The organism is Chitinophaga skermanii (assembly GCF_003259335.1).
Lineage (GTDB): Bacteria > Bacteroidota > Bacteroidia > Chitinophagales > Chitinophagaceae > Chitinophaga > Chitinophaga skermanii.
Genome location: NZ_QLLL01000003.1, coordinates 219912 through 242099, shown reverse-complemented (window position 1 = coordinate 242099; position 22188 = coordinate 219912). Strand labels below are relative to the sequence as shown.

Here is a 22188-nt window from a genome sequence, read left to right as displayed (position 1 = left end):
TTAATGGAATCGGTTAGAATGATGCTTTAATAGATGCACCGTACGATCTCGTACCCGGGAAAGCACCAAACTCGATACCTTGCGCATTACCAATACCGTTTACACCTTCTGGATTTAAACGATCAGGTAAGGAAGAATAGATGTAAAACAAATCACGGCCAATTACAGACACACTCAGGTTATTGATGAAACCCGTTCTGCGAATAACCGAAGCCGGAATTTGGTAAGTCAACGTAACCTCGCGCATTTTCACCCAAGTATTCTCAAATACTGAATTACTACGCGGAATCCGAATGTTAGACCATGCCGCATACGCTGCCGCATATTTCCACATGTTGTTTACCACCGTTGTATTTGGCTTCCCATCTGCATATACACCTTCGATAATTACACCATCGTTGGCCGTTGTTCCATCAGGATAAGTGTAAGGTAAACCCCCTCCATTTCTTTCTTTTACTGTTGCTGGCGCTAAACCATTACCCATTGCTGCAGCATAACTACCACTATAAATTTCACCACCATATTTAAAATCAACCAAGGTATATAAGCTGAAGCCTTTATAGTTAAAGGTATTCGTTAAACCACCTGTTAATTTCGGGGTAGCATTACCAATAGGTACTACTTCTTTGCCGGTTACATATCTTGTTCCGATGATGTTGCCACTTGCATCTTTCACATCTTCCACCACGCGCTTACCATCTTTATAAGTATAATCGTAACCATAAATCACACCATAGTTCTGTCCTTCTGCCACGCGCATTACTACACCGTTTTCAGCACCGAAAAGGTTGCCAATTTCATAGAATGGAACATCACCACCCAAATCAATCAATTTGTTCTGGTTATGTGCTAAGTTCAAGGCTACATCCCAAGAGAAGTCTCTCTTTTCAACCGCACGTCCTCTCACGATCATCTCGAATCCTTTGTTCTGTAACTTACCTGTGTTGAAGATCACCTTGCTTACACCTGTTGATGGTGCTACGTTGATATCGATGATTTGGTCGGTAGATTTGATGTTGTAATAAGAGAAGTCGAAGCTTAAACGGTTCTTAAAGAAGGCCATTTGTAAACCTGCCTCGTACGCTGTTGAACGCTGTGGCTTAAGGGCTGAAGGAGGTAATACATCTTTGATACTACGGGTAGATTGGCCACCGAATACACTCGCATCGTACGTGTAAATTGTTTCGTATGGTTTACCATCATTCGCACTGCCTGCTACCGCTAATCGCACTTTACCAAAGCTTAACCAACCATTGGTATTCATTTTAAATGCATCCGAGAATACGAAGCCCAAGGAAGCAGATGGATAGAAGTAGGAATTCGAATTCGATGGTAAAGTAGACGACCAATCATTTCTACCTGTTACTGTTAAGAATAAATAATTCTTATACGAAAGGTCTAACAATCCATATAACGAATTCAGCTTCTTCTCGTAACGGTACTCGTTTGTTAAGTCTTTATCCGTTAATTGTGCAATGTTTTTCACATTTTTCAATGTGTAAATGAAAGGTGTTGCAAAAGGACCTTTGTTCCAACCTTGCATAGCATAGTTATCGGTATTCAAAGAAGAAGCACCGGCCGTAAAGCTAAGGTTCAAACCTTTCGTAAGCATGTCATTCTTATGTGCAGTGGCTAAGAATTCGTAGTTCTGCGTAGTATTTCTATACAATTCATGACCATATTTACCATCTACCCCACCAGAATCAACCGGGCGGAATTTAGATTCGAAATCATTGGTATTGTAATCGATACCGGCGCGACCCACTACATCTAACCAAGGTGTAATCTCTGCCGATAATTTAACGTTACCAATTAGCTGGTTGCGTTGCAAAGTGGTATTATTCTGGTAGGTATTCCAATAAATATCGCTACCATAAGAACCGTATGGGTACGACATAGGGAAGTTACCTAAATCGAATTTACGCTGCGATCCGTTCGGGAATTGGTACAAACCTTGTTCTAATGGTTTGTAATCGCGCGACATACCGTAGACCATGAATTTAGTCCATGCGCTATTATAGTTACCTACTTGTGGAGAGTTTAAACGATCGTAATCGGTATAGCTAGCTGTGATTTCAGCTTTCAAACGTTTAGATACGTTCATATTACCGGCAAAGTTCACTGTATTTTGCGAGTAATTGCTGTTCGGGATAATGGCTTCGTTACCTACGCGGGTATAAGATAAGCGCATTGTACCGAGATCACTACCTCCATTCACAGAAACGTTATGGGTAGTAGTATGGCCATTTTTAAAGAAAGCCTTCAAGTTATCGGGCTGCGGGTCCCATTTACGCACGGTTCCATCCCACCACAAAATCTCGCGGCCATCTAATTTAGGGCCCCAAGATGCAGCCGTACCATACCAGCTAAACAAATCCCACGTGTTATTACCCCATGGTGTAGGACCTTGGCTGGTGTATTGACCATCAATATTAGCACCCGACCAAGTTGCTTCCGCACCATAACGCGGTTTACCAGATGCTGCATCAATGGCGAAGCCTTTATTAGCAGAATACAAACCTACAGCACCGCCGTAACCGTATTCGTTTTGCATATCTTGGTAACGGTAAGGATTATTAACGCGGTAAGAGAAGTTATAATCAACCCCTAAACCTTGGCGCTTTTTACCCTTCTTCATGGTAATCATAATTACACCATTAGAACCACGCGCACCGTATAATGCAGCAGCAGTAGGGCCTTTCAAGATGCTCATATCTTCTACGTCATCTTGGTTAATGAAGTTCAACACGGAACCCCAATCTTGGTAAGCATCTGCTTTTGTAGGATCGTTATCCGATGATTTTTCGCTACCACCTTTGAACGAGTTCATATCATTATCTAATGGAATACCATCAATAACAATCAGTGGTTGGTTATTGCGGCTAATGCTTGTGTTACCACGGATTACTAAGCGCATAGAACTACCTTCCACACCATTAGGAGCAGAAACGTTCAAACCGGCTACCTTACCCATTAAACCGGCACCAATGCTAGGCGGGTTGGCTTTGATCATATCTTCGCCACTTACCTTTTGCACGGCATAACCGAGTTTTTTGGTTTCTTTTTTAATACCCAATGCAGTTACTACCACTTCGTTCATTTGACGGGTATCTTCCTGCATGGTAATCACTAAGTTGTTGCTTGTTACAGTTACTTCTTGTTGTAAGTAACCTACAAACGACAATTGTAATGTGCTACCGGCAGGTACATCCAATGTAAAATTACCCAGCACATCGGTAGCAGTACCTTTTGATGTGCCTTTGATTTTTACGGTTACACCCGGCAAAGGATCACCATTTGATGCAGAAACATGGCCTTTTACGATGTTCTCTACTACTGTAGCAATAGATACCGCATCGAAACCTGTTCCTACTAATGGAATATTGTTTGCAGCAGGTTTAGTAGTACTGTTTTCTTCGAATGGTTTTACAGCGATGTTGTTGTCCATCGTTGCAAATACTAAAGAGGTTTGCTCACCGATTTTGTCGAGCAAGTCCGACAATTTGCGTTTTCTTTTCTCGAGCGTGATGGCTTTGCGCGCATCGATATCTTCTTTACTATAACAAAACTTCTTATCAGTAAGCGATTCAATTTGTCCGAATGCTGTAATAATCGGCGTTTTATTGAATCCTACTGTAAGAGAAGGATTACTATTACTAGGTTGTTCGTCGGCATTGGCTGCTTTCGTTACCATAGGTAATAGCATGGCGAGGGTGAGTAGCTTGCAATATTGCTTTACAAGCGACAAGAACGTAGAATCCTTTGTCATGCGGAATAAATTTTGGTAATAAAACTCTGTGTTGTTTTACTGTGCTGTTTTTTTCTAATGCTATTTAAAAATCCTGTTTAATGTTCACTCTTAAAATCCACTTTGTAGCCACTTCATTTTAACTGGTAAAACCCGGTGGCGGTATGTTGTACATTTAAATTGGTGACGAAACTAAATACATTCAAAACATGAGATAATGATTCTTGGTGGAACTCGCCGGTGAAGCGCTTCACGTTTTCTGGCGGGATACTACATTCAATGCTTACGCCATAATAGGCTTCTAACTTATCTATCACTTCTTTTACCGACGCGTTTTTAAATACTAACACGCCTGTTTGAACTTGTTGTATGGTGTTGATGTCGAAACTTACTTTCTGTACTTTATGCGTCCGCAGGTTTTCGTCGAACTGTTCACCAGGTGAAAGAATCACAGGGTTAGCCAGCAATTCTTTTTGCGAGGCTTCTACCTTTACTTTCCCACTTACGAGCGATACTTTCAAAGAAGCAGCTGCTACTGTATACGCGCGTACCATAAAGGCTGTGCCTAATGCTGTGGTGGTGAACTTATTGGTTTTTACGGCGAAGGGCTTGCCGGCCACTTGCGCTACATCAAAATAGGCTTGTCCTTCTAACTGTACATCCCTGTGGGTATCGTTATAATGCCCAGCTACGGTTAATCTACTATGTGGGTACAGGGTTACTTTCGTACCATCTGCTAATTCCACTTCCTTCCGTTGATCGGTATTGCTCTCGAAAACGAGGGCTTGTTGGGAGGTATTATTTTTCCGTTGTAGCATTAACAATCCTGCCGTTACGAGGATAGCTACAGATGCTGCTGCATACCATATTGTTCGCGATTTTTTGGGCGTTGATATAGGTACTACCGGTGCTTCGATAGATGGTGCAGGTTTATTGGCATCAAACATTTGTTTGAAGCTGGCTAAACGTTGATCCAGTTGTTCGTTGGTGAAGCGTATGCTAACAGCTAGGAGAATATCCTTCGCTGTTTGCAGGGTATGTGCTTGCCCGGGATTTTGTTGTATATATTGTTCCCATTTCTGCACATCCGCCTCGTTACTGCCGTAGCAATAATGAATGAATGAATCGTCGCACAATAAATCTTCTACCTGTAGTTGTTGCTCTTCCATTTCGTAGCGTTGATATTATATAGATCCGCTTATGAAATGTTTTTACCGGGTTTTGGTGAACTTTTTTTTAACTTTTTTTTAGGAGGAAGATTAAAAACACATCAAACTTAATACCAGCAATACTTCCAGTACTTTTTGTACTAAACTGTCTTTCAAACTTTTGAGTGCTTCGTATATATTATTATAGATCGTTCGGGGAGATAAGGAAGTACGTTCGGCAATTTGTTCGTAACTAAGTTCTTGGTAGAAACGCAGGTACACGAGTTCTTTTTGGCGGGGACTTAATTGCTCGATGGCGCTGAGCACTTGTTGCTTTTTATCGGCTTCCAACTGCATTTGTAACATATGCTCTTCGATAGAATGTTGGAATTGTTCCATCTGTAACCCGGTAGACTCTAGCATGGCTTGGTAGCGTTTGCGTTGTTCCCAGGTTTTAAGGATTTTATTTTTCAGGGTGGTGAGTAAATATGCTTTGGGGTTTTGCAATTCGGGTAAGGAGTTGCGCTTTTCCCAGATGGTCATAAATACTTGGTTGATCAATTCCGTTGTTAGATCTGCATCTGCGGAAATTTTCAAGCCACACTTGTAGAGATAGTTATAATGGGATTTGTAGAGTTCAAACAATGCCTGCTCCTCTCCGCCACGCAGGCGGGTCCAAGCGTTCTCGTTGTGGAATAATGCAGGCATGAATGTGAGTATTAACGTTTAATGGTTGCTAAATCGTTAAACTAATATATAACAAATGTTTGATTATTGTCAATTTTGTTTTATAAATGGAGGATTTATATGAACAACAGGCGGGCATTTGGGCGGAGTGCAATATTTTTTTATCCGTTTATGATACAATATTCTCTGCCCTTTTGGGGGTTGAATTTAGCAGAATGAAGGTTTGCTATTTTTCGTCTAATAAGCGGTACAATTTATTGTATAAGTTGCAACCAAATCCCCTACTTCTTTTATTACTATCGAAATCTTGTAAAAGGCCTCACTTGAAAAGAAAAAATAATTGATAAAAGCCCGACCTTCGGCTTCGAGAAAAAGAAAAATTGTGCTTATGAAAATAGATCACTTGGACCACCTAGTATTAACCGTGGCCGACATCGCCGTTACCTGTGCATTTTATCAAACAGTGATGGGAATGGAGATTGTGACTTTCGGTACAGGAAGGAAGGCTTTATTATTTGGCTCTCAGAAAATTAACTTACATCAGAAAGGGCAAGAATTCGAACCCAAAGCAGCGCACCCTACAAGTGGTTCGGCTGATTTGTGCTTCATTTCTTCCACCCCTATCGACGACATCCTAGCAGAACTTCATCAACATAAAATTCCCATATTAGAAGGCGGCATAGTAGAACGTACGGGCGCCATCGGGAAAATAAAATCTGTGTATTTCCGCGATCCAGATTTCAACTTGATAGAAGTAAGCAACCACATTGAAGGATAAACTATTCTTACAATAAAACACCCGCCGAGCAAACGCCTAGCGGGTGTTTCTTTATGTTAATAACCAGTGTCTCTCATTAAGCAGTAGCTGCTACTAACTCCAGTTGCTCATCAAGCAAACCTTTGCGGTTATAGCTTTGCATTTGCGATAGTAAGTCAACATCCTCAAGATCAATTTCATCGCGTAATAATAAATAATCCACGATCCCCGCTTGTAAATTGCTTTCCTTCACCGTGAGTTCTTCATCTTCAATAGAATAAAGGTCCCATTTATTTTGGTCGCGGTGATTCACGAATACGGAAATAGAATCGAAAGCCAATACCATGGCATTGATAGTATAACCGGTATCTTTTTCCTTCATCATATTTAGCGTGTACCGGATTAAGGTAGCAGCTAAATAGGCCAGTTCCGCATAAATATTCTGCTGCGACCTTAGGTTGGGCATTTGCAGCTTTACTTGTTTATCAAGATAATGAAGGCGCTCCTCGTCGGGTTCTTCATGCAGCATTTCGCGGTAAATGAAGTCCATAGCGGCTTCTAATTTCTGGGGCTCCCCGTAGGCATAATGCTCGGAGAAATACACGTAATTGGGAAATAAACGCTTACACGCCAAATAACAAAATACAAGTCCACGCGTTAAGTCCAACTTATTGATTTTTTGGATATCCATGTACATTGTTACATAATTTTATGCGGGTGAACAATACAAGTATAACATTTTAAATAGGTTAAAGGTTGTTACAACATAAGTGTAGGCAAATCCTGTACCGGGTACTTATTAAGTGTATTACAACCAATGATTTGTAGGTTTTTGTAACGATTTTTCTACGGATTGTAGCGGTGATTGGGTAATCATTTCATAATTTAAGGGTCGTTTTTAGTTCAAAAGTATATGGAAAACTTACAGCTTATATTTACCCGTTTAATGGGGCAATACACGGAAGATCAAAAGCTTATCGAAAAATATTATAGCCTTATAGAAAAAAAATACAACAGCTCGAAAAGACACTATCATAACCTCGAACACCTGTCGAATTTATTTGCTGTTTTAGCTCCTTGCCGTTCCCTAATTATATCTACGGAAGCCGTCGATTTTGCGATTTTTTACCACGATATTTTTTATAATGTTTCTCGCAAAGACAATGAATTAAAGAGTGCACAATTCGCTCGTAAGCAACTAGTTCCGTTAGGTATACCGGGGGTTACAATCGAGTTAATTTCGGCCCATATCGAGGCCACGCAAACGCATATACGAAGCACCAATAACGATACTAATCTCTTTACCGATGCGGATCTCAGCATTTTGGGATCGAATCCTGGAACCTACCTTCAATATACAAAGAGTATTAGGAAAGAGTATAACATTTACCCAGAAATTTTATACAAACCGGGCAGAAAGAAAGTAGTAGAACACTTCCTCGCTATGCCCCGGATATTTAAGACCCCCTACTTCTATGAACACTTCGAATCCCCAGCCAGGGAAAACCTATTATCCGAACTCCATAGCTTGTTGTAACCAAGGTTAAAAAATGGTCATTTTTAACACTAAATTACCTACTTGAAGATAGATGTCGCCCGTACGCTTTTCCAATTATAAAAAAATGGCCGTACCTTCGCTGCTCAACGCTTAATATCAGCAAGTTGATTAAAATCATTTATTAAGCCAACAACACTAATTACTTTCGTTTCATGAATATGCAAAAGCAAGATAGAAAAGGACCAAATTGGCTAAAACAGTTCGATTTCCTTGGCATGCACCTCATACCGCTGTTCGCGATATTTACCGGTGTAACTACATTTGATTGGATCGTATGTGCTGTGCTTTATTTCGCACGTATGTTTTTCGTGACAGCAGGATACCACAGGTACTTTTCGCATCGATCGTTCAAGACCTCCCGCTTCTTCCAATTCATTCTAGCGGGTGGTGCACAAAGCAGCTTCCAAAAAGGTGCCTTATGGTGGGCAGCAAATCACCGTATTCACCACAAACATAGCGATACACCTGAAGATCCTCACTCGGCTAACGTGTACGGCTTCTGGTACGCACACATGGGTTGGATTATGGGCCCAGAATATAAACCTACTCGTTTCGACCTTATCAAAGACTTTAAACAACCAGAATTGTACTGGTTGAATAAATACCACATGGTGCCTGCAGTTGTATTAGCCATCGCTGTATACTTCTTAGGTAACTTTGCTAACGGTACCGGTTTCTTCGATTGGAAAGCTGGTTTATCGACCCTTTGGATTGGTTTCTTCCTCAGCACTATCTTGTGCTTCCATGGTACATTTACCATTAACTCCCTCATGCATAAAATCGGTAATAAACGTTACCGCACCGGCGACGAATCTCGCAATAGCTTGGTACTCGCTTTAATTACCATGGGTGAAGGTTGGCACAACAACCACCACTACTACCAAAGCACTGCAAAACAAGGTTTCTACTGGTGGGAAATTGATATGACTTACTATATCATCCGTGGTTTGAAATTCTTCGGTATTGTTTGGGATGTTCGTGATGTTCCAAAGAAAGTGAAGGATAGTAATAAATTGAAGGACCCTTCTGCTAAAAGAGAGCCGGTTCCACAAGACTAAGATGATTACATATAACTTTTTATAGCGAAAAGCTGCTTCTTTTACGAGGCAGCTTTTTTGTTTACTGGGCTGGCGGCGGGCATATAAAAAAGCTATTATCCTATTTGTTACTTTCTTTGCTTCTCCAAAGAAAGTAACCAAAGAAAGGAGGACAAACGGCGAAAAACTGCGTCGCCGTTTGATCGGGATGTTGATGAGGCTTTGCTGCTACTGTGGTGAATGGCGTTAGGTCTTTGGGGGGCGTGTTTTGTTGGATATGAATAAACAAAACTTTTAGGAACGAAGCATAAAAAAGCCGGCTTTCACTAAGGAAGCCGGCTGGGTTTGAATTCCCATATCCATTCACTCATTATTTCTTCTCATCCTTGTAGATGTAGATTTCTATTTTTCCGTCTTTGGTGATGGCGCCGCGGTACATGCCTTCTGTGTTGAAGGGCATGGCCATGTTGCCATCTTTGTCGAGGGCAATAAGGCCGCCATCGCCACCAAGTTTGCCTACTTTATCAATTACGGTTTGGGCGGCTTTGGAAACAGGGTCTTTTTTGTATTCCATGAGGGCAGATACATCATAGCCTACAACGGTTCTGATGAAAAATTCGCCCCAGCCGGTGCCGCTTACGGCTACCGTGTTATTGTTGGCGTAGGTGCCTGCGCCAATGATTGGGCTATCGCCAATACGACCATACTTTTTGTTGGTCATGCCCCCGGTGGAGGTAGCGGCGGCAAGGTTACCAGATTTATCGAGGGCTACGGCGCCTACGGTGCCGAATTTATTGTCGATGTTGATAATACCTAGTTTGTTATTGAAGCTGTGGTCGAGCTTGGCTTTCATGGAGTCCTCTTTAAGGGCTTTTTGAAGGCCTTTCCAGCGGTCTTCGGTGTAGAAGTAACTTGGGTCTACGATTTCGCAACCGGCTTCTTTAGCGAAGGCTTCGGCACCACGGCCGGCCATCATTACGTGCTCCGACTTCTCCATTACAGCGCGGGCTGCGTTGATAGGGTTCTTAATAGTTGTTACACCGGCTACGGCTCCCGCTTCTAATGTTTTACCGTTCATAATGGAGGCGTCCATTTCGTTTTTACCGTCGTGGGTAAATACGGCGCCTTTACCGGCGTTGAACAATGGGTTGTCTTCCAATATATTTACGGCAGCTTGAACGGCGTCGAGGCTACTTTTGCCTTCTTGAATTTTGGCGTAGCCTGCTTTTAAAGCTTGTTCTAGGGCTGCACGGTATTGGGTTTCTTTTTCTGGCGTCATGTTCTTCTTCAAGATTGTTCCCGCTCCGCCATGTATTACTAGCACGTAGTTGCCTTTCTTTTGGGCAACAAGCGAAAGGCTCATCGCCACGCACATTAAAGTGGCTAGGAATTTCATTTTGTTCATACTGTTATATTTTCGGTACCGCTAATTTACTTTTTCTTTCTCCCAATTTCCATTTTCCACCCACCACCAATACCAAGCGCCACCTTTTCCTTTGCCTTTCGCGAAGTTTTTCACATCGAACGAACCATTGCCGGTTATGCTGCCTTGGATTTCGTATACTTTCATGGCTTTGTGGTGATGATTCCATTCTAATGGTTCGCCGGCCTTACATTGTGTAGGTTTACTTTGCGGGATGATGAAATAGGCTTTACTCTCGCCTATTACGGTGGCCATGCCTTTATCATCGATACATACACCTGTTCTTTCATCCGGGGCAATACCGAATACTGGGGTGCCCCAATCGGTATAAGCACGGGCTAGAAAGGCAACGTGCCTACCTTCGCGGTTACGTTTTAGGTAGTGTTGGTCTGTTAATACGTTTTGTAAGAAAGGTGGTTGTAGGAAATTATTATAGATGGTTACGTTCTCGTTGTACGGGTTGGCTAAGGCGGTTGTAGATACGGCACTACCCTTTTCTCCGCTATAGAAATAACCGCTTAATGAAGCACAGCCGGCACTAGTGCCACCAATGGGTACTTTCTTTACATGCATGAGGTATTGTAAGGCTTCCGATACTTTGGTATCACGCCAATAGCGCATGTAATTGCTTTGATCACCGCCTGCAATAAATACGAATTCCGCGTTGCGAATAACCCGGGCTACGCGGTCGTCATTGGCTAATTCGCGGCTATTGATATTGAGCGTTTCGATGGAATTGAGTTTCCCTAAGGCCCAGATATGGGCATTGTAAACATCATCGTTGGTAGCACGTAGAATCACGGCGTCGCCACCGCCAGATCTTGCGATCATCCATTTATATACTTCATCTACATCACCGCCACCCCCCACTAAGGCAATGCCTCCTTGGGTTTTTGTTTGAACATCGGCGGTATCTCCAATAATGGCAAGGCTGCCTGGGCGTTCTTGTGCATGAGCTGCAGTTGCGCACAAAGTAAGTGCAAAGGCGCAACCCAGCATCATCATCCTTTTTTTCATAAGCAAAAATTTTCCCTGCATGAGCCGAGGGCATTGTTGGCCCGCCCCCGGCAAAAACTAGCGTTGATCAATATATTTAGTAATGTGGGTTTTGTTTCATGCCCTCATTCTTATTCCCTCTAAATTCTTCAATTGGAATTGGGAAGGCATATGTAGCATCTGTTGGCTTCATGGTTACAGCGCCTAATGCATTTACTACATCGGCCGGTTCACGGGTAATGTCGAGGTTATGGCGACGTAAGTCAAAGAAGCGGTGCCCTTCAAATGCTAATTCCTTGAAGCGTTCATTCAACAAAGCCGTTATAAAATCAGGCTTGTTGTTATAGTTTATAGCTGTATAACCATTAATTCTAGCTGCGCGGAGGTTATTCAAGGTAGTATTCGCCAAATCCAATTGGTTATTTTCTGCATACGCTTCAGCCAAAATCAAATACATCTCCCCTGTGCGGAAAGTAATGATATCCGATAAGTTATAAATGCTGGAAGCATCCGTTAAATCGCCTTCGTATTTTGATACCAAGTAAGGAGCTGCTCCTGTTCCCGAATTACCACTAGGGCGGATATAGGTACTAAAGCGAACGTCGTTTGTTTTATCGAACTTATTGAGCAATTCGTACGAAGGTGTATATAATTTATATCCTTGGATTTCGCTGTAGATATTACCGATGAAATCGGGCGAGTTGGCCGTTTGTGCAATTCTCCAGAACACTTCACTATTTACACGTTCTTTGTAGCTGGTGAATATCTTCTTGAAATCTGTTTTGCTGGCTAATGGCTCTTTCCCAATGGCTTCTTTAGCGTAGGTAATTGCATCGGCCCAGTTTTTCTCATACAATGCAATACGGGCACGCATCGCACTAATAGTTGGCAAGGTTATGCGAGATTTATCAGAAAAATCTGCCGGTATTAAGTCAGCAGCTTTCTGTAAATCCTCTTTGGCGTAGGCTATAACTTGTTCAAATTTATCGCGTGCAGGGCTGCTAATTTTCGATTCAAACATATAAGGCACACCCATTTTTCCGGCAGCATATGCTTCACCGAAGTAGCGCAATAATTCGAAATGACAATAGGCTCTTAATGCATGTAATTCACCTTCATATTGTAACTTCAATTCTTGTTCATGCGCTTTTACAGGCACATTATTAATCGCTGCCAAGGTACGGTTCACACGGTCAATTACACGGTATAAATCACCCCATAAAGTAGTGATGGTGGAGGAGGTTGGATCGTACTGCCAGCGGTAAGTTGCTACATAACGACCTACCGTGTTTTCATTTGGCAATGTACATTCGTCACTCGCCAAGGAAACGGCACGTACCGTGGTAAAATTCAATTGTTCATAAGCTCCGATTACCCCCATGTTAATGTCGGGAATGTTGCGGTAAGCTTTGGAAGCATCGATGTTATCGATCGGGTTTAAGTCCAATTGTTTCGTACAAGCGCTTTGAGAAAAAAGTGCTGCTGATAATACAACCGGTAAAATATATCTATGTAAGTTTTGCGTCTTCATTGTTGTGTCGGATTAGAAGTTAATGTTTAAACCGGCTGTGTAGGTACGTGGGTTCGGGAAGTCGAACATGGCTTCACCATTATCATCTTCTGGGTCGAAACCTTTCCATTTCGTCCACGTATACAGGTTCTGACCTTGTACAAATACATGTACATCTTTCACAAACTTTAATTTCTGCACGATATGCGCTGGTAAGTGATAGCCGATATTGATGTTTCTTAAGCGGATATAAGAAGCATCTTGGATATCGCGGCTGGTGAATCTACGGGCAGCAGTAATAGCCGGTAAAATTGCGTCTTCACCTGGTTTCTTCCAACGGTTGTACAACATGCGCGTACTTTGGTTACCGGAAATGAAGCTCGGGTTTTCGTTGTAGTAATCTTCGTTGTTATAACGGTACGTTTTGTTCGCGTAAGAGAATAACGCGTTTAAATAGATGCCTTTGTAAGAAAGCCCTGTATTGAAACCACCTGTTAATGGCGGAATATAAGAACCGAAGCCTGTTGTAGCTAATGAATAGAAGGAATAGCTTTTGGTAATTGTTTTACCATCCATTTCATAGTACAATGGATCGCCGTTGTTTTTGTCTACCCCAGCCCATCTTGGTGCATAGTGTGTACCCAACGGTAAACCTACTTTTACGATTTCTGTAGTACCTCTTTCAAATTCACCCGATTCACCTAAATCAGTTACTTCGTTCTTGTTGTACGCCAGGTTGAAGCCGAGGGTCCAGGTGAAATCTTTCGTTTTGATCACATCACCTTGTACATCGGCTTCAATACCACGGTTACGTACAGCACCCGAGTTCAGCAATACAGTACCGAAACCGGATGTAAGCGAAATGGGTTGTTCTAAAAATAAACCAGACGTTGTTTTATTATATACATCCGTTACGATTCTAACGCGCGAGTTAAACGCCGCGAAATCGAAACCTATATTGAATTCTTTTGCATATTCCCAATCGTACAGGTTATTGCCCGGTTGATCCGCCCCTAAACCCGGTAAGCCATTATAACTATTCAAACCGTAAGTAGCTTGGTAACCGTAAGCCGCATTGAATGGGCTCGCAGTAGTACCATAACTTGCCCTGAAACGTAAATCATTCAACCAATCAATGTCAGCCAAAAACGCTTCACGTTTCGCTTCCCATCCTAAACCTACCGAGTAGAAAGGATGCCAACGGTTATTTGCAGGAACAGTAGAAGAACCATCATAACGGAAGCTGGCATTCAAGGTATAACGACTATCAAATGTATATCTACCCACTAACATGTAAGAAGCCAAGGCACGTTTTTCACGGGCACCCGATAAATCGGCGATGTATGGGTTATCGCTTGTACCTGGCGTAATACCAGCTGGGGTTTCTGGTAACCTTTCGTCGATACCATACCCTGTATAATTAAATGCACGGTAATTGCTTTTGTTGAACTCATAGAAACCACTTACTTCTACATCATGACGGTTAATCGTTTTCGCGTAAGTAATGCCGCTGGTAGTGATATAAGAGAAGTTCCTACGTACTCCTTCTCCAAAGCTACCTTTATTACCATTATCTACGTTATCACCGGAATAAGTGCCCGGTTTTATGAAACGTTGATCCAAATTCTCCCGGAAGTCTAAACCTAAGCGGGTTTTGATGGTGAATCCTTTTCCTAAGTTGTAAGCTAAACCACCGGCTAAAATGCCTTTTAATTGGTTGTTTGTATTCGTTCTATTCAACAAACCCTCCAAAGCTGTAGCACCCTCTTGATCACCGAAAGCACCGTAATCGCTGGCATTATTCGGTAAAATCATCGTTCCGTCGCCTGCGTATGGATATTCATATGGTAAAGCGTACATGGTAGAAGCAACGGGGTTATTGATTCTACTGCTACCTTCTCTTTCGATAAAGCTAGAAGAGGCGTAACCTAATGTCATATTAATGTTCGCAGTGAAGCGGCCATAATTGAGGTCGAGGTTATTCTTCATTGTATAGCGTTCGAGGCCGCTACGCATTACAATACCGTCTTGCTTGTAGTAATTGATAGAAGAATAGAAACGAACGTTATCGTTACCACCGCTGAGGCTAATTTGTTGTTCTGTGAACTTGCCATGGCGGAGAAGGATATCTTTCCAGTCTACATTGAGCTTGCTGATACTATCGAGCATAAAGTCGTACCGTGCCAGCTCGCTAGCGGAAAGACCTGCGTTATCGGGATTATTGCGGTTGTATTTCCAACCTGGGCCAATGGTTTGACCGGTTTCTCTACCGATTTCCTCTTCAAATTGTAAGCGTTGCGCGGTATTCATCATCGTAGTACGAGAATTGGTCATTTTCGCTACGCCGTATTGAGAATTGTATTGTACACTTAACTTACCGCTTTTACCTTTTTTTGTAGTGACTACAATTACCCCGTTCGCGCCGCGAGAGCCATATAATGCTTTAGAAGAAGCATCTTTCAGTACTGTCATGCTTTCAATATCGGCAGGGTTCAACGCTTGTAAATAGCCCGATTCAATCGGCACACCATCAATTACATACAATACGCTAGAGTTACCATTTATTGTACCTACACCGCGTAATGTAACATTGGCACTAGTACCTGGTTGACCGCTACCACTCGATACCACCAAGCCCGGTACGCGACCTTGCAAGATTTGATCGAAAGTAGCCATTGGCACTTGGGTAATTTTATCGGAGCCCACTACGGCAGCAGCGCTGGTAGAACGGTTCCTTGTATAATTTGTATAACCCGTTACCGTTACGCTGTTCAATGTTTTCACATCCAACTGTAAGGTTACGTTTACTACATTCCTATTATTAATCGCTACTTGTTGCTTTACATAGCCCACCAAGGAGAACTCCAAGCTGCTAACATTTGCCGGTACGTCGATAGTGTACTGCCCGTTTTCATCCGAAATAGTACCCACGGAAGCGCCTAGAGCACGGATAGCTACGCCCGGTAAACTTTCATTATCGGCACCGGTAACACGACCTTTCACCGTTAATGCCGCCTTTGCAGCAGCAGCTTGACCCGCGTAAATCACCACCAAATTATCGTCTTTTACCTCGTATGCTAGGTTCGTTCCTACGAACGCCTGTTCTAGCACTGCTTGTAAAGAAGCATTTTGCGCAGCAACATTTACCAATTTGCCCGCCGGTAGCGTTTCGTTATGGTATACGAAACGGTAATTCGTTTGCTTCTGCAAAGCCTTCAATACCTGCTGTATAGAAGCTTCACGGAGCGATAGGTTGATATTTTGTGCGTGGCCGGTTGTGGCATAAACCTGCATGCACATGACCAATAGCAGCAGCGATGTTAATTTCATAGTGAGAAGTAATTTCCTGGCCGGCGGAACATAAAATGCCTGGCCCAAAAACGCAATTTTTAGCATAAATTTGGACGGGTTTGGTAAATGAATATATAAGCGCATTAGGCTGAACCTAACGATAGAGCAGTGTTCGCAGCACTGCTCTTTATTTTGGTTGACTATATACCTTAATTACTTACTGATGACGATTTCGTTGTTTTTGATATTGAATGTGAACGGATACGACAATTGCAATGCTTGCAAGGCTTTCACAACAGTTTCACTTTCAAACGTGCCAGAATAACGGTATGATTTCACCGACTCGTCTTCAAACTTAACGGGGATGCCGTACCATTTTTCCAACTTCAATGCAATCTTTTCCAGTGGCTCGTTTTCGATCTCCAACCTACTGCGAAGCCAAGTTAATTCTTGCTTCTTCGTGTCGCTGTTCGATCTTTTCACTGTTTCTTCTAGTGGTTTGGTTGATGTCGAATTGCCGACGATCATACTTTGATACGGTTGGTCGAGGATTTCATGTTTTCCTTCTCCCCCGTTTAAAGTAACGCTCACCTTGCCTTTAAGCAGCATGGTTTCCGTTGATAATTCTTTTGGGTATGCCCTAATATTGAACGTGGTACCCAGCACCGTTACCCGCGTAGCAGCGGTTTGTACAACGAAAGGTTTACCCGCATCATGTTGTACATCGAAAAAAGCTTCCCCAGCCAGTGATACTTCTCGATGTTGAGCGTTAAACCCTTCGTGCAATGTTAAAGTGCTGTGATCCCTAAGTATAATCACCGACCCGTCTGGCAAAATCACTGTTTTGCGAGGCGTAATACCGGAGGCATATACTTGTGATGCAATAGCAGGTGTAATATTTTGTTGTAATGGTGTGTGACGAAAGTATTGCCAAGCAGCGATTAACAAACAAATCGAAGCGGCGATACTTGTTGTATATAAGAGGAGTTTTTTAGTAGATGGTTTGGATGGAACGGGCATGCCCGTTTCCCCGGTGGCAAATAGGCGCGATTGTAACTGTTCGTGTTCAATAATCCCATCGCGCAATTGTTGCAATTGTTCGTAACCATTCCCTTGGCGTGCACTTAAAATCAATACCAAGGCCTTCGCCTCTACCATATTCGTTTGCAGGGTTGGGTTATGGCGAGCAAGATCCTCCCAATAAGCCATCACCTCGGCGCTAGCGCCCAAACAATATTGTTGGAAAGATTCGTTACATACCAAGTCGGTTACATCGTACGACTGCAAATTCATGATCCTGGGAATAGTTTATACTATATAGACGGTGAATCCTTCCCGATTTCCTAAGAAAATGTGAAAAATATTTTATTTCAAGATTTTTCGGAGCTGCTTAATAGCGTCATACACTGTATTGTAGGCCGTTTTGATAGTTTGTGTAGTTTGTTCGGCAATTTGCTCATAGCTCATGCCTTCGAAGAATTTGAGGCGGATAAGTTCTTTTTGGCGGGGACTTAATTGCTCTAAAGCCAAGTGAAGTTTTTGTTTCAACTCTTCATCTTGCTGTACATTAATAATGATTTCTTCGTAGGAAAGTTCTTTCCGGGGAATCTCTTCCGAGAACTGTTCGTGGGCGGCATCCATTTTAGAGCGGTAAGCCAACTCATCTAGTAATTGGCGGCGGAGGCAAGTAAATAGGTAAGAACGAACTTGCTGCACATCGGGAAGGGATTGACGTTTATCCCAGAGCATGAGAAACAATTGGTTAATACAATCTTTCACCAACTCATCATCTCCACATATTTTCAGTCCAAAACGAACCAAGTGAAAATATGTATTGGAATGCAAAGCAAACAGCGCTTGTTTATCGCCGGTTCTTGCGGAATTCCAGTAAACGCGGATGTCGTCGTCATGCAACATGCCCCCAAGTTAAAAACCTTGCGTTACATTTTCAACATTGAGGGCAAAAAAACACTTATTTTATATGTTGTGCAATGGCTTGGTAGAGAGAATCATAATCGTATTCTCCCCTATAAATAGTACCATTTATGAAGAAAGTGGGTGTACCATTCACACCACTACGTACACCATTTTCAAAATCTGCTTCAATCTTCTTTCCTAAAGAAGGGTTATGTAAATCGCGTTCGAAAGCTTCTACATCTAAACCAATTTCATCGGCAAATTCGAAGAAAACATCGCGGCTAAGGCGGCTTTGGTTTTCATAGATAATATCGTGCATAGCCCAGAAACCGTTTTGCTTAGCAGCAGTCTCAGCAGCCATGGCCGCAATTACGGCAAATTCGTGGGCATTAGAGAGCGGGAAATTGCGGAAAACGAACTTTAATTGGTCATCAAATTCGGCTTGCAATTTTTTAATTATAGGGTATGCTGCACCGCAATACGGGCATTGGTAATCGCCGTATTCAACTAGTTCTACCGGCGCATTGGGGTTACCTTGGATGTGATCTCCTTTCCCTACGGGAGGTGTTAATTGGTGTGTCATGGTTTGTTGGATGGTTTATTTTGATGTTGAAACTTGTTGCAAATTCTCGAGTGCGCCGATAATACCGTCGGCACCGGGATTAATGGCCATCGGCGATTGGTAACTCCAGGCAATAACCCCTTCTTTATCAATCACGAATAAGGCGCGCTCGCACTCTCCTTCTTCCTCGTTATATACACCGTATTGTTTTGCTACGGCACCTTTCGGCTCGAAATCAGACAATAAATTAAAATGGAATTTCCGTTCTTGTGCAAAGGCCATGTGGCACCATTTACTATCTACAGAAATACCTAAAAGAATGGCATTATATTGATCGAACATATGCAGGATTTCGTTGTAGAGACTCATTTGGTCGCTACAAACAGGACTCCAATCGGCTGGATAGAAAGCAAGTATAACATTTTTGCCTTTCAGATCGCCTAGCTTTACCTTTTGATCGGGGGTAGCGTACAAAGCGAACTCGGGCGCTTTAGTGCCTTTTTCTAACATCATGATTCCAATTTTTTAAGTTAAACAAGTAAGTGTAGAACTTGGTTGTTCGGAGTCCTGTTGGGGATCAAACAAGGGATGCTGGAGAGAAAATAAGAGTCAATACTGTAGCGGGTTATAGACGACTTGTTAAAAATATTTTTCTTACAATGAAAAAAGAAAAAGATATTAGAGCCCGAAAAATAATTCAGGTTGTTTTATTTTTTTGCTAAAATTTTTAGTTTTATATTGCCAACATATTGGAAACCTAAATTATTCATCCTTGAACCTTACAGAAGAACAAGTATTAGCCTTAGCGCCCGATGAATCTTCTAAAAAATCGGGCAAAGAGTTAGCCAACGCAGCCAAGTGGGTAAGTCGAGGAACTTACCAACAAGCACTTTGGGGTGAATGTAAAGGTAGCGGCTCTAAGCCGTACCAAACGCAGATCGACACAGCACAACTTTCTTTTAAATGTTCTTGTCCTAGTCGTAAATTCCCATGTAAACATGGCTTGGGATTGATGATCTTGTATACCCGTGATCAAACGGGCTTTCAACAAGAAGTAGGTCCTGACTGGGTGCAAGCTTGGTTAGGGAAACGTGCAGAAACAGCCGAAAAGAAGGCCGCTAAAGTTGACAAACCGGTAGATGAAGCCGCGCAAGCGAAACGATTACATGCACGTCATGCCAAGGTGACCCAGGGTGCAGAAGAATTGATGTTGTGGATGAAGGATATTTTGCGCAATGGTATATTAACAGTGCCAGAAAAGCCATATACCTTTTGGGAGAATATGCGTAAACGAATGGTGGATGCACAAGCCAATGGCTTAGCCAACATGGTGCAGCAACTAGAAAATACGCCGTTTTACCAGGAAGGATGGCAAACGGTATTCTTGCAGCAAATGGTTGACATATACCTATTGCTACAAGGATACAAAAACATCGAGCAATTATCGCCGGCCTTTCAATCGGATGTATTGGCGCGCATTGGGTTTACACAATCCCAAGACGAATTAAAGAATATGCCAGGCGTGGAAGACGATTGGCTAGTATTAGCCAAAACCTGCACGGAAGATGGAAATATTACCACCGAGCGTTTTTGGTTACGGGGTGTGAATACAGGGCAATATGCCATGGTATTAAACTTCATCGTACGTGGGCAGGTTAACAGCATGTTATTAGCCCCCGGTGCCTTTATACATGCGGAATTGGTGTTCTACCCTTCTGTATTACCATTGCGGGCGATTGTTAAATCGCATACAGCCCTCCACAGAGAATTACCGATCAAAGGCGTACAAACTTGGATGGATGTAGCCATGGCACAAACACAGGCACGTGAGCAATATCCATTTAGCCAAGAAGCGGCATTTGTGGTAGAAGCACTAACGCCGTTGCAATTCAACAACGAGTGGTGGTTGCGCGATCAAAATTCGAACTTAATGCGTATTCCATCCTATTTCTCGGCACAATGGCATTTACTGGCCTTGAGTGGCGGATTGCCTTTAAAGATGGCGGTGGTAGGAAAAGAAGATACATATTTGCCCTTGGGGGTTTGGCATCAAGATAAATACATTACCGTATAATGCAACATTGGAACAACCTCGTACAAACCGCGATGTTGGGAACAGGCAAGAAAACCATTTCAGACACAGACGTTCCTTCCGCCTTACAAGCAGCCAACACGCTTGTATTGCAAACATCCTCTCTTGATAAAGAAGAACAATTCTTGCAAGTTTCAGCTTTAGCATTGAACTACAAGCAAGCCGGGGTACAGCCTCTGCATAAAGAAAATATACTCGTTACCATTGCACCTTCGGAAACATTGCCGTACAGCAATGCTGCCAGCAGCACTGCTTTAACGTATGTGCTACATGATCAAACAGTGGCTTTGCTGCGCTATTGGTTAGAGAAGTGTAAGGCTGCGAATGCCATCATTCCTTTAGTACACCTTGCAGGTGTATTAGAAGAAGGTAAACAACATAAAAGTATTCGTTCATTGGTGCGAGCCACTGCCGGTAATAGGGCGAAGTGGTTAGCGGAAATGAATACCGATTGGAGTTATATCTTGAAGGAAGAAACAACCAGTTGGGATGACGCTTCTTTAGATGACAGGGTAGCCTTAATTGCGGCCTTACATAAAGAAAAGCCGGAAGAAGCCATTCTTCTTCTACAAAGTACTTGGAAGGGAGAAGATGCCAATTCGAAATTCAACTTATTGCAAGCGCTCGATTCGTCGTTACATGCTTGCGATGTGGAGTTTATTACCGCTGCTTTGCAAGAAAAAAGTAAGAAAGTAAAAGAACTGGCATCGGAATATTTATTACGCATCCCATCTAGCCCCAATATCCAGCGCATCGTATCACTTATTACGAAATGCTTCACACTAAGCAGCGATGGTAAGAAAATAAATATCGCGCTAACAGATGAAGTAATTCAAGCACTAGTTGAAACAGGCCAAAAAGTATCTACCGATCCCAAAGATCATTTCTACATGATCGAAGCGCTCTTACGCATGACGCCACCTGTGGAATTGAGTAATTACTTACAGGTAACGCCTACCCGTTTACTAGAACTCATAGAAAAACACGCGCACAGCAGCACTTACAAGCAAGCCATCCAGGATGCACTAGATACTTTCTATGATGCTACTTGGTTCGAAGCCGTAGCAACGTTCTTCCCTCATAAGTTCTATGAAGAGATGCTCACTATATACGATAAGCCTACATTCGATGCTTATGTGCTCCCCTTCTTACGCAAGCAATTAACAAATGATATGCCTAGGCTTGTGCGCTTTATGAGTGATGTATATCCTTACGAGTGGAGCCAAGCCATGGGCGAAGAAATATTAAAATACACCAGCAAAAACGGGTATGAATACAATACTCCGTATTATGCCAACGCGATTGATAAGATCCCGGCTTCGCTGGTACCTTATATCGCGCAATTAGAACCTACAGATAATTACGGCGGCTACTACTGGAAAAATGTAGCTGTAAAACTACAGAGCCTGTTATCGCGCAAACAAAAAATTAACGAAGCTTTTCACCAATAATTCATTCATTA

Annotated in this window: 17 protein-coding genes; 5 read left to right on the top strand and 12 right to left on the bottom strand. The window is 42.5% G+C overall.

Annotated features, from left to right (window positions below; translation table 11 throughout):
* Positions 1-13: 13 nt before the first annotated feature.
* From LX64_RS08665 to LX64_RS08655, 3 genes are all read right to left on the bottom strand, one after another.
* Positions 14-3769, bottom strand: coding sequence for a SusC/RagA family TonB-linked outer membrane protein (locus tag LX64_RS08665; RefSeq protein WP_211324776.1), 3756 nt, complete (start codon positions 3767-3769; stop codon positions 14-16).
* Between the two features lie 113 nt (positions 3770-3882).
* The gene (locus tag LX64_RS08660; RefSeq protein WP_111597247.1) at positions 3883-4917 is read right to left on the bottom strand and encodes a FecR family protein; all 1035 of its coding nucleotides are present in this window, start codon (positions 4915-4917) and stop codon (positions 3883-3885) included.
* Between the two features lie 90 nt (positions 4918-5007).
* Complete coding sequence (locus LX64_RS08655; protein ID WP_111597246.1) at positions 5008-5604, bottom strand: RNA polymerase sigma factor; 597 nt, start codon at positions 5602-5604, stop codon at positions 5008-5010.
* A 367-nt stretch (positions 5605-5971) separates the two neighbouring features.
* On the opposite strand from LX64_RS08655, the gene LX64_RS08650 reads away from it, so the two are divergent.
* Positions 5972-6361, top strand: coding sequence for a VOC family protein (locus LX64_RS08650; RefSeq protein ID WP_111597245.1), 390 nt, complete (start codon positions 5972-5974; stop codon positions 6359-6361).
* Between the two features lie 76 nt (positions 6362-6437).
* On the opposite strand, the gene LX64_RS08645 is transcribed toward LX64_RS08650, so the two are convergent.
* Entirely contained in the window at positions 6438-7031 is a 594-nt protein-coding gene (locus LX64_RS08645; RefSeq protein WP_158538583.1) for a DUF416 family protein, read from the bottom strand.
* 222 nt (positions 7032-7253) lie between these two features.
* Here LX64_RS08645 and LX64_RS08640 point away from each other — a divergent pair, with 222 nt between their 5' ends.
* Positions 7254-7877, top strand: coding sequence for an HD domain-containing protein (locus tag LX64_RS08640; RefSeq protein ID WP_111597243.1), 624 nt, complete (start codon positions 7254-7256; stop codon positions 7875-7877).
* A gap of 173 nt (positions 7878-8050) precedes the next feature.
* On the top strand, positions 8051-8956 hold the full coding sequence (locus LX64_RS08635) for an acyl-CoA desaturase (RefSeq protein ID WP_111597242.1): 906 nt from the start codon (positions 8051-8053) through the stop codon (positions 8954-8956).
* A gap of 349 nt (positions 8957-9305) precedes the next feature.
* Here LX64_RS08635 and LX64_RS08630 read toward each other — a convergent pair whose 3' ends face one another.
* From LX64_RS08630 to LX64_RS08595, 8 genes are all read right to left on the bottom strand, one after another.
* Positions 9306-10340, bottom strand: coding sequence for an isoaspartyl peptidase/L-asparaginase family protein (locus tag LX64_RS08630; protein ID WP_211324775.1), 1035 nt, complete (start codon positions 10338-10340; stop codon positions 9306-9308).
* 21 nt (positions 10341-10361) lie between these two features.
* Positions 10362-11375, bottom strand: a complete 1014-nt coding sequence (locus LX64_RS08625; protein WP_158538582.1) for a cyanophycinase — start codon at positions 11373-11375, stop codon at positions 10362-10364.
* Positions 11376-11451: 76 nt separating this feature from the next.
* Complete coding sequence (locus LX64_RS08620; protein ID WP_111597240.1) at positions 11452-12885, bottom strand: RagB/SusD family nutrient uptake outer membrane protein; 1434 nt, start codon at positions 12883-12885, stop codon at positions 11452-11454.
* 12 nt (positions 12886-12897) lie between these two features.
* Complete coding sequence (locus LX64_RS08615; RefSeq protein WP_111597239.1) at positions 12898-16194, bottom strand: SusC/RagA family TonB-linked outer membrane protein; 3297 nt, start codon at positions 16192-16194, stop codon at positions 12898-12900.
* Between the two features lie 174 nt (positions 16195-16368).
* Positions 16369-17448, bottom strand: a complete 1080-nt coding sequence (locus tag LX64_RS08610) for a FecR family protein (RefSeq protein ID WP_111597238.1) — start codon at positions 17446-17448, stop codon at positions 16369-16371.
* A 72-nt stretch (positions 17449-17520) separates the two neighbouring features.
* Positions 17521-18072, bottom strand: coding sequence for an RNA polymerase sigma factor (locus LX64_RS08605; RefSeq protein WP_111597237.1), 552 nt, complete (start codon positions 18070-18072; stop codon positions 17521-17523).
* A 55-nt stretch (positions 18073-18127) separates the two neighbouring features.
* The gene (locus LX64_RS08600) at positions 18128-18655 is read right to left on the bottom strand and encodes a DsbA family protein (RefSeq protein ID WP_111597236.1); all 528 of its coding nucleotides are present in this window, start codon (positions 18653-18655) and stop codon (positions 18128-18130) included.
* Between the two features lie 15 nt (positions 18656-18670).
* On the bottom strand, positions 18671-19147 hold the full coding sequence (locus LX64_RS08595) for a redoxin domain-containing protein (protein WP_245952593.1): 477 nt from the start codon (positions 19145-19147) through the stop codon (positions 18671-18673).
* Positions 19148-19406: 259 nt separating this feature from the next.
* Between LX64_RS08595 and LX64_RS08590 the strand changes: the two genes are divergently transcribed.
* The gene (locus LX64_RS08590) at positions 19407-20708 is read left to right on the top strand and encodes an SWIM zinc finger family protein (RefSeq protein WP_111597235.1); all 1302 of its coding nucleotides are present in this window, start codon (positions 19407-19409) and stop codon (positions 20706-20708) included.
* Positions 20708-22177, top strand: coding sequence for a DUF5691 domain-containing protein (locus LX64_RS08585; RefSeq protein WP_111597234.1), 1470 nt, complete (start codon positions 20708-20710; stop codon positions 22175-22177). The genes LX64_RS08590 and LX64_RS08585 overlap by 1 nt, the downstream gene beginning before the upstream one ends.
* Positions 22178-22188: the final 11 nt, after the last annotated feature.

Excerpts from the sequence above, each read along its gene's own strand:
- LX64_RS08605 (WP_111597237.1), bottom strand. The coding sequence starts at position 18,072 with ATGTTGCATGACGACGACATCCGCGTTTACTGGAATTCCGCAAGAACC.
- LX64_RS08660 (WP_111597247.1), bottom strand. The coding sequence starts at position 4,917 with ATGGAAGAGCAACAACTACAGGTAGAAGATTTATTGTGCGACGATTCA.
- LX64_RS08645 (WP_158538583.1), bottom strand. The coding sequence starts at position 7,031 with ATGGATATCCAAAAAATCAATAAGTTGGACTTAACGCGTGGACTTGTA.
- LX64_RS08640 (WP_111597243.1), top strand. The coding sequence starts at position 7,254 with ATGGAAAACTTACAGCTTATATTTACCCGTTTAATGGGGCAATACACG.
- LX64_RS08665 (WP_211324776.1), bottom strand. The coding sequence starts at position 3,769 with ATGACAAAGGATTCTACGTTCTTGTCGCTTGTAAAGCAATATTGCAAG.
- LX64_RS08615 (WP_111597239.1), bottom strand. The coding sequence starts at position 16,194 with ATGAAATTAACATCGCTGCTGCTATTGGTCATGTGCATGCAGGTTTAT.
- LX64_RS08610 (WP_111597238.1), bottom strand. The coding sequence starts at position 17,448 with ATGAATTTGCAGTCGTACGATGTAACCGACTTGGTATGTAACGAATCT.
- LX64_RS08620 (WP_111597240.1), bottom strand. The coding sequence starts at position 12,885 with ATGAAGACGCAAAACTTACATAGATATATTTTACCGGTTGTATTATCA.
- LX64_RS08635 (WP_111597242.1), top strand. The coding sequence starts at position 8,051 with ATGAATATGCAAAAGCAAGATAGAAAAGGACCAAATTGGCTAAAACAG.
- LX64_RS08630 (WP_211324775.1), bottom strand. The coding sequence starts at position 10,340 with ATGAACAAAATGAAATTCCTAGCCACTTTAATGTGCGTGGCGATGAGC.
- LX64_RS08595 (WP_245952593.1), bottom strand. The coding sequence starts at position 19,147 with ATGATGTTAGAAAAAGGCACTAAAGCGCCCGAGTTCGCTTTGTACGCT.
- LX64_RS08600 (WP_111597236.1), bottom strand. The coding sequence starts at position 18,655 with ATGACACACCAATTAACACCTCCCGTAGGGAAAGGAGATCACATCCAA.
- LX64_RS08650 (WP_111597245.1), top strand. The coding sequence starts at position 5,972 with ATGAAAATAGATCACTTGGACCACCTAGTATTAACCGTGGCCGACATC.
- LX64_RS08655 (WP_111597246.1), bottom strand. The coding sequence starts at position 5,604 with ATGCCTGCATTATTCCACAACGAGAACGCTTGGACCCGCCTGCGTGGC.
- LX64_RS08625 (WP_158538582.1), bottom strand. The coding sequence starts at position 11,375 with ATGAAAAAAAGGATGATGATGCTGGGTTGCGCCTTTGCACTTACTTTG.
- LX64_RS08585 (WP_111597234.1), top strand. The coding sequence starts at position 20,708 with ATGCAACATTGGAACAACCTCGTACAAACCGCGATGTTGGGAACAGGC.